The organism is Thermodesulfitimonas sp. (assembly GCF_052743955.1).
The window spans coordinates 1-13147 of sequence record NZ_JBRAIN010000050.1; the positions used below are offsets into that span (position 1 = coordinate 1).

Below are 13147 nucleotides of genomic sequence, written 5' to 3' on the forward strand. Positions count from 1 at the left end.
ACCAACCACCACTTCCGTTTTGATCAGCGCCATTATCCTCTCCCCCTCACAAGTTGCGGAAAACGGTTACAAAAAAAGAAAAAGGGGCCCCCTCCGGGTTCTGACGAACCCGCAGCCCCTTCGGGCTTCAGCTGGCGCGTACGCGCCGCCTCTGAATTACCTGTTTTTTTGCTGCCTTACCCCCTCGCAGCCGCCCGATACTTCAGGCTGCCTCCCGTTATAAAGAACGTTGAAGCCTCCTCCCTCAACCCCTTTGTTACCAATCTATGCTAGTGCTACCAGGGTGTTACAGCGCGTAAAAATCCCGGCGGCCGCCGGGATTTGTGCCAGAGAGAAGTCTATTCCCGCCTCTTTGTATTATTAGGCGAAAGAGGCGAGTACGGAGGCTAGGCGATCCATTCCCGCAGCAATGTTCTCGCGAGAGGTGGCGTAAGAAAAACGGAGGAAGCGGTCATCACCGAAGGCTGCCCCTGGCACCACCGCGACCTTCGCCTCTTCCAGCAGAAGCGTTGCTAGATCAGTCGCGCTTTCCACTACCTTACCTCTGAAGCTCCGGCCAAAGTAGGCAGAAACGTCCAGGAAAACGTAAAACGCCCCGGCCGGCTTCCGGCACCGGACATCCGGCAGCGTGTTGAGGCGATTGAGGATGTACTCCCGCCGGGCGGCAAAAGCCGCGACCATCGCGCTAACCGGCTCTTGCGGACCGTTAAGCGCCGCCACCGCCGCCGCCTGGGCGATGGAGGTCGGGTTGGAGGTGCTGTGGCTTTGCAGGTCCGCCATCGCCTTCGCCACTGCGGCCGGCGCAGCCGCGTAGCCGATCCGCCAGCCAGTCATCGCGTAGGCTTTGGAAACGCCATTTACGACCACCGTCCGCGCCTTAACCTCCGGGCCAAGGCTGGCGATGCTTACGTGTTTTGCCCCGTCGTAGATAAGTTTTTCGTAAATTTCATCGGAAAGAACCCAGATGCCCGCATCTACCACCACTGCCGCGAGCGCCTGGAGCTCCGCCGCGGTATAAACGCTCCCCGTCGGATTCGAGGGGCTGTTAAGGATCAAAAGGCGCGTCCGCGGCGTTATGGCGGCCGCAAGCTCTGCGGGCGTCAGCTTGAAGTCGTTCTCCGGCCGGGTGGCCACAACCACCGGCTCGGCTCCGGCAAGCTTCACTTGCTCCACGTAACTTACCCAGTAAGGCGCCGGGACGATCACTTCGTCTCCTTCGTCCACAAGGACCTGCAGGGCGTTGTAAAGGGAGTGTTTGGCCCCGCAGGAAACCACGACTTCGGCCGGACTGTAGGAAAGGCCGTTTTCTCGCAACAGTTTGGCGCAGATCGCCTGCCGGAGCTCAAGAGTGCCCGCAACCGGGGTGTAACGCGTCATTCCCCGCGCCATGGCCTCAATGGCCGCCGCCTTGATATGCTCGGGCGTGTCGAAATCGGGCTCGCCCACCCCGAAATTGATGATCTTTTCGCCCGCAGCCGCCAGTTCTTTGGCCCGCGCGTCAATCGATAGGGTTGGCGAGGGACTGATCTTCGTCGCGCGCCGTGAAAGTCGCATCAGAACCACCTCCGGCTAAAAAGTTACCCTACCCAAGAGTTGTTTCATCCGCCCGAGGGCTTCCTGCAGGCGCTCGGTAGGCAGGGTAAGGGAAATCCGGAAGTAACCGGCGCCGTACTTTCCGTAGCCCGTCCCGGGCGTGACCACCACGCCCGCCCCCTCGATCAGGTGCTCCGCAAAGGATTCCGCGGTATAGCCCCGGGGTACCGGAAGCCACAGGTAGAAAGTCGCCCGGGGCGGAGTAATCTCCCAACCCATCTCCCGCAGCGCGGCTACCGCGATATCACGCCGCTCCTTGTAAAGAGCGTTTGTCGCGGCTAAACAATCCTGCGGCCCACTAAGCCCGGCAATCGCCGCCCATTGCACCACCTGAAAAACGCCGGAATCGATGTTTGACTTTAACCGCCCGAGGACCTCAACCACATCCGCCTTGCCTACCGCCCAACCGCAGCGCCAGCCGGTCATGTTGTAGGGCTTCGAGACGGAGCCGAACTCTATCCCCACCTCTTTGGCTCCGGGCACCTCTAAAAAGCTCGGTGGCCGGTAGCCGTCGTAAGCGATCTCCGTGTAGGCCGCATCGTGGCAGACGATGATATCAAACTCCCGGGCGAAGGCGACCACCGCGGCGAAGAAGTCCCGACCCGCCACCGCCGCCGTCGGGTTGTTCGGGTAGTTAAGAAACAACAGCTTGGCGCGCCGCGCCACCGCGGTCGGAATATCTTCGAGGCGCGGCAGGAACCCGTTCTCGGGCAGCAGCGGCATGAGGTAAGGTTCGCCCCCGGCAAGGATGGTCCCGCCCGCGTAAACCGGGTAGCCCGGGTCCGGAACCAGCACCGTATCCCCCGGGTTGACGTAACACCAGGCGATATGGGCGATTCCTTCTTTAGAGCCGATGAGCGAAACGACCTCGCTCCCAGGGTCGAGCGCAACCCCGAAACGCCGGGCGTACCAGTCGGCCACCGCCTTGCGGAAGGCGGCCATTCCTACCGACGAAGGGTACTGGTGGTGCGCCGGGTTATAAAGCTGCCGCCCGGCTTCCGCCACGATATGCTCAGGTGTCGGCCGGTCGGGATCGCCAATCCCCAGGCTGATCACATCGACGCCCGCCGCCTTTTTCTGCTCGATAAGCTGCTCGATGCGGGCGAAAAGGTAGGGGGGTAAATTCCTGACTCTTTGGGCAACTTCCGGCAAGTCTAAGAAAGCCTCCTTCCCCAATTTATCTGCTTTCAGCGCGTCTGGAGGGCGGTCATAAGACGTGCTCAGCCGCCCGGTCCCTCACCCAGCCACTCGCCGGCAAAGACCGCTGCTGCCGGCCCGGTCATGTATACGTGGTTATCCGCTGCCCAGCGAATGAAGAGCTCCCCGCCCGGGAGGCCCACCCGCACCTGACGGCCTGTAACTCCGTTGAGCGCGCCGGCCACGGCGGCGGCGCAGGCGCCAGTCCCGCAGGCGAGGGTCGCGCCCGCGCCCCGCTCCCAGACCCGCACCCGGAGGTGTTCCGGGTCGAGAACCTGGACGAACTCCACGTTGGTGCGCCGCGGGAAGGCCGGGTGGTGCTCGATTTTGGGGCCCAGCGCCGCAAGATCAACCGCCGCCACGTCGGAAACGAATATGACGCAGTGCGGGTTCCCGAAGGAAACCGCGGTAACCCGGAAACTTTCCCCCGCCACCGCCAGCAACTCGTTGATCACGCGTCCCGGCGGCCCATCCATTGGGATCGCTCCTCGTTCGAGAATGGGCTCGCCCATGTCGACCTCCACCGTGGCCACCCGTTCCCCTGCGAGGTGCAGCCGCGGCACAAGGATTCCCGCACCCGTTTCCACCCGCAGCGCCGTTTTCCTTACCATCCCGGACTCATAGGCGTACTTGGCGACACACCGAATTGCGTTCCCGCACATCTCCGCCTCCGATCCGTCCGGATTGAAAATCCGCATCCGGAGGTCGGCTCTCTCCGAAGGGAGGATGAAGACCAGGCCGTCCGCCCCCACGCCGAAATGGCGGTCGCAAACGACCCGTGCCAGCGTGTCAGGCTGCTCCGGAACGCTGTCAGCCTTTACCACCACAAAATCGTTACCTAACCCGTGCATCTTTAAAAATCGCAAAGACACCACCTGCCCCTGCAACCATGTTACCTCCCGCCCGATACACCCGCCGCCGGTGCACTTTTTAAGCCTACTGGTTCCAAACCTCCCCGGCACAGGAAATAATCGCTATTGCTAGCCGGGCAAGGTTTACCAAATCGGTAACCGCAATCTGCTCCTCAGTGGTATGGACCTTCTCCATCCCCGTGGCGAGGTTCACCGTCGGAATCCCGCGGGCGTTAAAGATATTAGCGTCGCTACCACCACCGGTCTGCGTCAAAACCGGCTGCAGGCCGCAGCGGCGCGCCGCCTCCTGGACGATACGCACCACAGGCTCGCTCGCCCCAAGATCGAAACCCTCGTAAAGAAGCTCCACCTGCACCTCAGCCCGGGCCCCTGCCTCGCGCGCCGTCTCCTCTAAGATCCGGCAGAGGAGTGCGGTATGCTCCGCCCGGCGCGCACTTTTGAGGCTACGGACCTCTCCTTCGAGGTAAACATTATCGGGAACGATATTCACAGCCTTGCCGCCGCTGATGATGCCGATGTTAGCGGTAGTTTCCGGATCGATCCGGCCCAAAGGCATCGCCGCGATCGCCCGCGCCGCAACGTAGATCGCGTTTATCCCGGCTTCCGGGTTGACGCCGGCGTGGGCGGCTCGCCCGTACACCGTAGCCGTAATCTTATCCTGCGAAGGCGCACGAACCACCACTTCGCCCGGTCGTCCGGTGGCGTCCAGAACGAAGCCTAAATCCGCCCGGAGCGAAGCATCAAGCGCCTTTGCTCCCAAAAGCCCTGTTTCTTCGCAAACGGTAAATACCACCGTAAGCGGCGGGTGCTCGGGCTTCGCGGCTACCACCCACCGCAGCGCCTCTAAAATGGCGGTAATCCCGGCCTTGTCATCGGCAGCCAAGATCGTTTCCCTCGCCGCGCGAATAATGCCGTCGGCCCCAACAACCGGTTCGATTCCCACTCCTGGTTCCACAGTATCCATATGGGCGCAGAAAAGGAGGTGCGGTCCCGAGACCCTGCCGGGGAGATGGGCAATAACGTTTCCCGCACCTTCTTTTCCCCCTCCAGCGCCATCTTCAGTAACGGTTAAACCTAAATCTGCCAGCCTATCCTTTAAAAGCTCACTGAGCCGCCGTTCCCGCCCCGATACGCTATCGATCCGCACAAGCTCTAAAAACTCGTTAAGTAACCGTTCTCTGTCTACCACGACGCGACCCCCTTTCCCGCCAGCTATCAAGCTTCTGCTTGGGGCACCTCCCCGGTCGCACCGCCGGTTGTCGCACCCGCCAGCTTCGCTCCCGCCGCTAGCGCCTCCTTGTTAACCGTAATCAGGTTGTGCCGGTGGGGCGGCAGGACCTTCGGCAACGCCGCCACCGCGCTTTGAAGCGAAACTATCCTACAGATCGCCAGGTAGGCTCCTAGCATCACGTTACAGGCCACCCTGACGTTACCTAATTTCTCCGCAAATTCGTTTGCCCGCACCGCAAGCATCCGTACGTCCTCCCGCCGGGGCGGTCGGTTGATAAGGGAAGCGTTATAGATGATGAGCCCGCCCGGCTTCACCGCCGGCGTAAACTTATCCAGGGAGGGCTGATTCATCGCGATAAGTGTATCCGGCTCCACCACCAGGGGCGAACTTATGGGGCCGTCGGCAATGGTCACCCCGCAGTTCGCCGTACCGCCCCGCATCTCCGGGCCATAGGAGGGTATCCACGCTACGTTTAGGCCCTCAGTCATTGCCGCGTAAGCGAGAAGCATCCCGGTAGAAAGGATGCCCTGCCCGCCAAAACCCGCCAGAAGAACCTCCGCCAACATTATCCTTCCCCCTCCGGCACTTTGAACTCCCCGAGCGGAAAAACCGGGATCATCTTCTCTTCCACCCATTTAAGTGCTTCAGGAGGGCTCAGGCCCCAGTTGGTCGGGCAGGTTGAAAGGACCTCCACGAGCGAAAAGCCGCGCCCCGCAAGCTGGACCTTAAAGGCCCGTAAAATCGCCTGCTTGGCGCGCAGGATGTTCTTGGGGCTGTTCACCGCCACCCGGGCGACGAACGCCGCCCCATCAATGGTGGCGATCATTTCCGCCACCTTTAGGGGGTAACCCGCCTCTGCTGGCTGCCGCCCGAAAGGGGTGGTGGTCGTTTTCTGGCCCACCAGCGTCGTGGGCGCCATCTGGCCACCAGTCATGCCGTAAACCGCATTATTGATGAAGACCGTGGTAATCTTTTCGCCCCGCGCGGCGGCGTGAACAACCTCTGCCGTGCCGATAGCCGCAAGATCACCGTCCCCCTGGTAGGTAAAAACGACCCGGTCCGGCAAAACCCTTTTCACCCCGGTGGCCACCGCTGGTGCCCGGCCATGCGCCGCCTCAATCATGTCGCAGTTAAAGTACTCGTAGGCAAAAACGGCGCACCCCACGGGGCAGATGCCGACCGTTCGCTCCAGCACCCCGAGTTCCACCAGCGCCTCGGCCACCAGACGGTGGATGATCCCGTGGGTGCATCCCGGGCAGTAGTGAAAGGGCTTGCCCGTAAGCCCCACCGTTGGCTTCAAGTAAACCATCATTACCGCAACCCCTCCCATATAGCCTTAGCCTCTCCTAGCACCTCGGCCGCCGTTGTGAGCATACCCCCGGTGCGGCCGTAGAAATAAACTGGCCGGCGCCCGCAAACGGCTAACCGCACATCCTCCACCATCTGCCCGGCATTCATCTCCACCACCAGAAAAGCCTGCGCCTTCTCCACCGCCCGCGCCAGCGGAATATCGGGGAAGGGGTAAATGGTCACTGGCCGGATAAGACCCGCCGGAATACCCGCCGCCCGGAGCCTGTCCACTACCGCTTTCGCGATTCTGGCCACCATCCCAAAGGCCACCAGGACCAGTCTCGCATCCTCAACCTGGTACTCTTCCCAGCGCTTTTCTTCGTCTGCCATCCGGCGGTACTTTTCTTGAAGCCGCAGGTTCACCTTTTCCATCTCTTCCGGCTCGATATAGAGCGAGTTTACAATATTACGCACCTTACGGCCCAGCATACCGGTAGTTGCCCAGGGCTTTGGTGGCAGGCTCACCGCTGGCAGGGGACCAAGCACCACAGGCTCCATCATCTGGCCCAAAATGCCGTCGCCCACCACCATCACCGGATTGCGGTACTTATCTGCTAAGTCGAAGGCGAGCGCCATAAGGTCGATAACCTCCTGGACCGAAGCTGGCGCCAGCACAAGCAACCGGTAATCCCCGTGCCCGCCACCCTTTACCGCCTGGAAATAATCCCCCTGGGCGGGGGCGATATTCCCCAACCCCGGCCCCCCGCGCATGATGTTCACAATAACGCAGGGAAGCTCGGCACACGCGATATAAGAAATGCCCTCCTGCATCAGACTAATCCCGGGACTCGAAGACGAGGTCATCACCCGGGCGCCGGCAGCCGCCGCGCCATAAACCATGTTAATGGCGGCCAGCTCGCTCTCCGCCTGCAAGTAAACACCGCCGACCTGGGGTAGCCGCCGTGCCAAATAGTGAGGGATCTCACTCTGGGGCGTTATCGGGTAGCCGAAGAAGAACCGGCAGCCAGCCCGCACCGCACCTTCACCGAAAGCCTCGTTTCCCTTCATTAAAACCCTATCCATTGGCCGCTCTCCTCTCCCGCACCACCGTTACTGCCAGATCCGGGCAGATGTAAAAACAGAACCCGCAGCCGGTACACTTGCTCAGGTCGCTAACCGTCGCCGGATGAAAACCCTGCGCGTTGATCTCCGGAGAGAGGACGATGATCTTTTTGGGGCAGACGCTGACACAAAGCTCGCAACCTTTGCACCGTTCCATGTTGAAAGTGACCTTGGGCATAGAAATTCCTCCGTCGAAAAAGTTGGCTTCAGAGTAAACCTTTTGCAGGCTCCAGCAGGCTGCGCACCCCACCTCACGTCCAGGGCAGGCGCAGGAAGATTTCGAGCGGAAGCACCCGCCCCGCCACGCCACCTACCACCGCCGCCAGGTGGGCCGCAGCCGCGGTGAAGGCCACCGGAATCCCAAGCCGGGCGCTCGCTTCCTGGACAACCGATAAACCTTCCAGCACCACCGCAGCAGACGTATCCGGGCCGAGGTGTGTATCGTTAACCAGATAGTCTACGTCCAGCCGCGCGGCCGCCGCTACTTCTTGCACCGCAGCACAGATCTCCGCCGCCGTGGCCATGAAGGGCCGCCGGGTGTTAACCACAAAAAAGAAGCGGTATTCGCCTACCGGGAGGTAGGGCCGGTACGCCCCGAGCACCGTGGCCCCAATCCCATCACCGCCGACATCAAAGACGACCGGCCTGTTGGTGGCAAGCGCACCCTTCACGGTGGCCGGCAGCGCCGGCAAGTCCCCTTGCGCCAGCTCCTTTGGCGGACAGACCACCGTAATACCGCGTCTTTGGAGTTCCTCCCGCAGCACCCGCGAACGGAGGAAGGGGTTAATAAGATCGAGGTCTACCAGGAGAACCGCATCCTCCCCCGGCTTGCGTGCCGTCTTTCGTTGCTGCGCCAGGTAGCAGGCCACGTTTACGGCTACGGTTGTCTTCCCGCTGCCCAGCGGTCCGGCGAAAATGTTGATCCTACCCGCTGTTTCGTTAAGTATCTCCAAGGTGACCTTCGCCACCAACCCTTCGCCTTCAATCCCGCTGCCCCAGGCGGTCCAAAAAATTGAGCACCCGGTTGCGGGTGATAATCTCCGTGAGTGAGTAACGCTCCGTCAGAAGGTGAAGCAGAATAAGCCCCCCCAGCACACCCGCCAGCACCACTACATCACAGCCCCAGGCGGCCGTCAGTCCGAGCACCGCACCCAAAGAATTAGAGCCGGCATCGCCCATCATCGCCCGCGCCGCGAGATCGCGGGGTAGAAACGCTAGCAACGCCCCGCAGACCAGCCAGAGAAAAAGCAACTCCTCCCGCCCCCAGGCCACCCAGGTGAGGGCGGCAGCGGCCAATAAAAAAACTTTCCCCGCCCGGCCTGGTCGGAGGTCAAAGAGGTTCATCGCGTTAACCGTTAGGGCCACTACCGCCGCGTTGAGCAGGGCCTCCCCCAGCCTCGCGCGCGGGAGAAAAACGGTCAGACTACCGGCCCCTACTGCCAAAGCCTTTAGCGCCCCCGTGGTCAGCTCACCGCGCAGAAGCTGGCGAAAGTGTCCCTTAAGCCCCGATACCGCCCGCGAGCCCCAGGCATCGTCAATGACCCCCACTAGAGTGGTCAACGCCAGCAAAAAAAGGAAGCCCACCGTCTTTTCTGGCGGTAGCCACCCGGGGCAGAAAAGAAAGCCCGCGAGAACCGGCGGCAGGACCGCAAAAAAGAAGAGTACCCCCGCACCTACAGGTATCGCCTGCCCCCGGTAATTGGGCCGCACCGCGCCGCCGCGCTCGAGAAGGCGTATGAAAGGCCCGTAGCCTGCCCACGCGCACGCAAAGCCAGCCAGCAAAGCCACTGGGAGAAGCCACGCTTCCATTCAGCCGCTCTCCTTACTTGTCCGCCGCAATTCGAAGAAAAGGCGGCCTAGCGTAAAAAGCACATCGCGGAACTGGCGGCCCCGGTGGATAAAACCGCCGAGATTCCGGCCCGTCTCCCGGTGGTACATCGTAACCGGGATTTCCTTAATCCGAAACCCTTTCCGGGCCGCTCTGATGGTGAGCGCTACCTCAACGCCGTAGCCCCGGGCAAACGGCAGTACCCCCCGCAGCACCTCCCGCGACAGGGCGCGCTGTCCAGATAAGGGCGCGCTGACTTCTAACCCGGTAAAATAACGGATGCCCGCTCGCGCCAGCCTTTTGACCAGCCCGAAGCCTGCCCTCTTCCCGGTAGAAGGGAAACGGGCCACCGTCATATCCACTTCACCCCGCAAAACCGGGAGGATCAGCGCCCGCGCCTCCCGGGCCGATTCCCCCAGGTCTGCATCGAGCAACACCACCACGTCGCCCCTTGCGCCGGCCACGCCTTCGTTTAAAGCAGCGCCCTTTCCCCGGTTGGCAGATAAGCGTAACACCTTCGCCCCCGCCTTCTCTGCCAGCGCCGCCGTTTCGTCGCTCGAAGCATCGTCAACCACGATAACTTCGCCCACCTCGGGAAGCTCGCGCACCGCGCGGACCGTAGCCGCAATACGCGCCGCCTCGTTGTGAGCCGGAATAACCACCGAAACCCGCTTCATCTGGTTCCCCCAGCGGGATATGGCGGTAGGAAATGCTTTTCGTCGGTGTTACCGCCGTAAAGGCCTGGGTAACCCGAAAGTGCCAAAATCAACCCGACCCGCCCCCAGGGCGTTTCGCCATCCGCTACAACACTTATTTTCCGCTTCTGGTATTCATCAATACCTTTTCCCGCTTCTGCCCCGGCACCAACGGCAACCACCGTTACGCCTTCCCTCACCAAACCGTCAAGCAGCGCAAGATCAAACCTTCCGGCACGAACGCCGCGTTCCTCCCCAAAATCACCGATAACGACACCGGCCTGAACCGGTAGCGTAAAGTCGCCGGTAACTCTGATAAGCCGTTGCTCCGCAAGATAGCGTACCAGAGTCGGATTTTGGCCGGTAGCCACAGCTCGGCCTAGCTCATTGGCAAGGCGGTCGCTCACCGCCGTAGGATCCTTTTCCGCCCAGCCCAGGTCCGCGCTAATTTTGGAAGCCGCACTGGTAACATCAAAACCTTTAACCAAAGTCACCACCGGTCCCACCGCAGCGCCAGCCGTCTTTAAATCGTTTAAAAGTTCTGGCGATGCCGGGCCCCCGAGCTCAAGAACAGCTACCCGAACGTTCCGGAGCCGTCCAGCAATCGCGAAGGGAATAACCTCCCGCGCAAAAGCCGTTAGTGCGGCGTTTTCTGCCTCTACCCGCTCGCAGCGCTCCTGAACCTTTACGTTTTCCAGCCGGAGAACGTTGAGCTGCTTCTCTAAACGGTCAGCCAGCTGTTCCTGTTGTTTCGTTAGCGCCTCGTTCCCTACCATGGTAGTGCCGATAAGAATCCCGAGCCCCAGCATCAAGAAAACCGCAACCAGGGTGATGATGTGGTAGCGGATGTCGATAATCAACGCCTGACTCTCCTTTGATTTATAGCCCGAGCAAAACCCGGAACTGGATGAGGATCAGCCTCAGCAGCTGCCGGATCGAAGGGGAAATTATCGCCACGGCGGCAAAGGGTAAAAGAGCAGCTGCCACTACCTGGGCCAAGTAGCGGAATTTAACCCGGCTCCGGTAGAGCTGCGAAACCCCCTTGGCGTCAACCAGGATCGCGCCCACCTTGAGCCGCACCAAAAAAGTGCTCCCCATCCCGCGGCGCCCTTTTTCCAGGAAATCGAGAGCGTTAGAATGGGTACCTACGGCAACAATTAACCGTGCTCCCTTTTCGTACGCCAACAACACGGCTACATCTTCACTTGTTCCGGCAAGCGGTAGAGTGACGGCAGGAATGCCTAATTCTTGAACCTTTTTCAACCCCGGCGCCTCCCCGTTCGGGTAGGCGTGCACCACCACGTCCCGAGCCTCCCGCAGCGCCTGGTCGCTTACACTATCCATATCGCCGATCACGATATCCGGGCGGTAGCCGAACTCCCGCAGCGCGTCCGCGCCACCGTCAACCCCGATCAGAACCGGCCGCATCTCGTTGATATAGGGGCGGATCGCCTGCAGGTCCTCTTTGTAATTGAACCCCCGCACCACTACCAAGGCGTGCCGGCCCTCGAGCCGCGTTTTGAGGGGCGGCACAGGCACCGCCCCGGTAATCAGATCGACTTCTTTTCGGGCGTAGGCGAGGGTGTTATCTACAAACCGTACTAATACCTCACCAAGGCGCTCTTTCGCCGCAGCCATACCTGCAAGGACTTTTTCCCGAACCAATAGCTCACCGCGGGCAACCAAGGCGCCGTTTAGGAATACCGCCCCTTCCGTAACCTCTACTTCTACCTCTGCTCCTTCCGGAATTTCCATTACCGCCGGACCAAGGGCATCGATAATAGGAATGCCGGCATCAAGAAGCATTAAGGGCCCCTCGTTCGGGTAATCGGGCGAAAGCGATTTTTCTGCGTTAAGCACCAGCCGGCAGCGCGTTTCGATCAACCCCTGCGCCGCAAGCTTATCGATGCCCCCATGACTAATTATCGCAATTTCGCCCGGTTGCAAGCGCCGCACCAGGTTCTTCGTGCGCCGGTCAACGCGTGCTCGGCCTCTGATAACCATTCTTCCGCCACCTTACCGTATTATAAACCAGTATAAATCTTTTAGCTGCCAAGTCAAGGACAGGCCCGCTCTATTCAAGATATGCGTTCTGGAACCTGTTAACGCACTAAAGCAAGAGGTCTGAAGGACTCACCCTCGCAAAGAGAAACCCTGCAACGCCCCAACTTTGAGCAGCCAGCGCGCCGCTTAAAACCAACTTAAAAGACCTGACCAACTGGTCAGGCCTCTTCTTGATCAACTCACCCTTGATTCCAGCCGTAGCTTATCAGCGATCATCGCAATAAACTCAGAGTTGGTCGGTTTACCTTTAGCCATGTTGACCGTGTAGCCAAAAAACTTAGAGATCGCCTCCATATTTCCCCGGTCCCAAGCCAGCTTAATAGCGTGCCTGATCGCCCGCTCAACCCGGCTGGGAGTGGTGTTGTACTTCTGGGCGATCATCGGGTAGAGCTCTTTGGTAATACCGCCAAGCAGATTTATCTCCTCTACAACCATCAGGATCGCGTCCCGCAGGTAGTGGTAGCCTTTGATGTGCGCCGGGACGCCAATCTCGTGGATGATATTGGTAACCGCCACGTCAAGGTTGCGCGGTTTCGTTGGGGCAATGAAGGGAGTAGTAGTCACCGTGCCGTCGCCCAGTTGCTTAATCCGGTTCGCTAGGACGCTGAAGTTAAAGGGTTTAACCACGTAATAGTCGGCCCCTAATTCCACCGCGCGCTGGGTCACCGTCTCCTGCCCTAGCGCCGTCAGCACAATGAACTTGGGGCGGTAGGTGGCGGTGCTGCTAGCAAACTTCTCCAGCACGCCTATCCCGTCCAAATGGGGCATGATGATGTCGAGGATCACCACATCGGGCCGGGTTTCTTCAATCAACTGGATTGCTTCCAACCCGTTATAAGCCACGCCAACCAGCTCAAAATCGGGTTGCTGACTCAGATAGTCCTTCAACAACTCACAGAACTCCCGGTTATCGTCGGCCACGAAAATGCGGACCAGTCTGCTCAAAGTTAAATGCCCCCTTCTATCAGCTAATTAACCTTACTGGTAAATCACTAAATTCTGCAGCAGTCAAAAATATCCTGCTATTCCCGCGTAAAAAACTTTCGAATTGGATATTTTTGTAACCGCCTTATTCTTTTCTTTAATATTTTACAACAGCTTTTAATAAAGAGGGGCCAAACTTATCGAAAAATGTCGCCTTTGTCTCTGGGAAGACAAGCAGGCCGCACGCCCGCGCCATCCGCTCCGCGAAGATACCGTAACCCTTCTCTGGCGTGCTGATAAAAACGTGGGTCACCGCGCCGACCAGACGTCC

At 60.0% G+C, this 13147-nt stretch carries 15 protein-coding genes; all 15 read right to left on the reverse strand.

Annotated elements, in window-relative coordinates:
- Positions 1-360: 360 nt before the first annotated feature.
- The 15 genes from ACUVTA_RS05700 to ACUVTA_RS05770 all read right to left on the reverse strand — a co-directional run bounded on the left by ACUVTA_RS05700 (position 361) and on the right by ACUVTA_RS05770 (position 13141).
- Positions 361-1554, reverse strand: coding sequence for a pyridoxal phosphate-dependent aminotransferase (locus tag ACUVTA_RS05700; protein ID WP_445952004.1), 1194 nt, complete (start codon positions 1552-1554; stop codon positions 361-363).
- 15 nt (positions 1555-1569) lie between these two features.
- Positions 1570-2745, reverse strand: coding sequence for an LL-diaminopimelate aminotransferase (locus ACUVTA_RS05705; protein ID WP_445952005.1), 1176 nt, complete (start codon positions 2743-2745; stop codon positions 1570-1572).
- A 68-nt stretch (positions 2746-2813) separates the two neighbouring features.
- A complete protein-coding gene (dapF, locus tag ACUVTA_RS05710) occupies positions 2814-3656 on the reverse strand; it encodes a diaminopimelate epimerase (RefSeq protein WP_445952006.1) in 843 nt (280 codons plus the stop codon).
- A 70-nt stretch (positions 3657-3726) separates the two neighbouring features.
- Entirely contained in the window at positions 3727-4851 is a 1125-nt protein-coding gene (locus ACUVTA_RS05715) for a M20/M25/M40 family metallo-hydrolase (protein WP_445952007.1), read from the reverse strand.
- Positions 4852-4877: 26 nt separating this feature from the next.
- Positions 4878-5459, reverse strand: coding sequence for a 2-oxoacid:acceptor oxidoreductase family protein (locus ACUVTA_RS05720; protein WP_445952008.1), 582 nt, complete (start codon positions 5457-5459; stop codon positions 4878-4880).
- The gene (locus ACUVTA_RS05725) at positions 5459-6205 is read right to left on the reverse strand and encodes a thiamine pyrophosphate-dependent enzyme (RefSeq protein ID WP_445952009.1); all 747 of its coding nucleotides are present in this window, start codon (positions 6203-6205) and stop codon (positions 5459-5461) included. The genes ACUVTA_RS05720 and ACUVTA_RS05725 overlap by 1 nt, the downstream gene beginning before the upstream one ends.
- Positions 6205-7266 carry a 3-methyl-2-oxobutanoate dehydrogenase subunit VorB gene (locus tag ACUVTA_RS05730; protein ID WP_445952010.1) on the reverse strand — a complete coding sequence of 354 codons (1062 nt, stop codon included), beginning with the start codon at positions 7264-7266 and terminating at the stop codon, positions 6205-6207. Before ACUVTA_RS05730 ends, ACUVTA_RS05725 begins: the two co-directional genes overlap by 1 nt.
- On the reverse strand, positions 7259-7483 hold the full coding sequence (locus ACUVTA_RS05735; protein ID WP_445952011.1) for a 4Fe-4S dicluster domain-containing protein: 225 nt from the start codon (positions 7481-7483) through the stop codon (positions 7259-7261). Before ACUVTA_RS05735 ends, ACUVTA_RS05730 begins: the two co-directional genes overlap by 8 nt.
- A gap of 73 nt (positions 7484-7556) precedes the next feature.
- Positions 7557-8273, reverse strand: coding sequence for a hypothetical protein (locus ACUVTA_RS05740; protein ID WP_445952012.1), 717 nt, complete (start codon positions 8271-8273; stop codon positions 7557-7559).
- 13 nt (positions 8274-8286) lie between these two features.
- Positions 8287-9114 (reverse strand): hypothetical protein, encoded by an 828-nt coding sequence (locus tag ACUVTA_RS05745; protein WP_445952013.1) that lies wholly within the window; start codon positions 9112-9114, stop codon positions 8287-8289.
- Complete coding sequence (locus ACUVTA_RS05750) at positions 9115-9810, reverse strand: glycosyltransferase family 2 protein (protein WP_445952014.1); 696 nt, start codon at positions 9808-9810, stop codon at positions 9115-9117.
- Positions 9807-10688, reverse strand: coding sequence for a copper transporter (locus ACUVTA_RS05755; protein WP_445952015.1), 882 nt, complete (start codon positions 10686-10688; stop codon positions 9807-9809). The genes ACUVTA_RS05750 and ACUVTA_RS05755 overlap by 4 nt, the downstream gene beginning before the upstream one ends.
- Positions 10689-10707: 19 nt before the next feature.
- Positions 10708-11832, reverse strand: coding sequence for a putative cytokinetic ring protein SteA (gene steA, locus ACUVTA_RS05760; protein WP_445952016.1), 1125 nt, complete (start codon positions 11830-11832; stop codon positions 10708-10710).
- Positions 11833-12066: 234 nt separating this feature from the next.
- Positions 12067-12837, reverse strand: coding sequence for a sporulation transcription factor Spo0A (spo0A, locus tag ACUVTA_RS05765; RefSeq protein WP_445952017.1), 771 nt, complete (start codon positions 12835-12837; stop codon positions 12067-12069).
- 136 nt (positions 12838-12973) lie between these two features.
- Positions 12974-13141, reverse strand: a complete 168-nt coding sequence (locus ACUVTA_RS05770) for a SpoIVB peptidase S55 domain-containing protein (RefSeq protein WP_445952018.1) — start codon at positions 13139-13141, stop codon at positions 12974-12976.
- Positions 13142-13147: the final 6 nt, after the last annotated feature.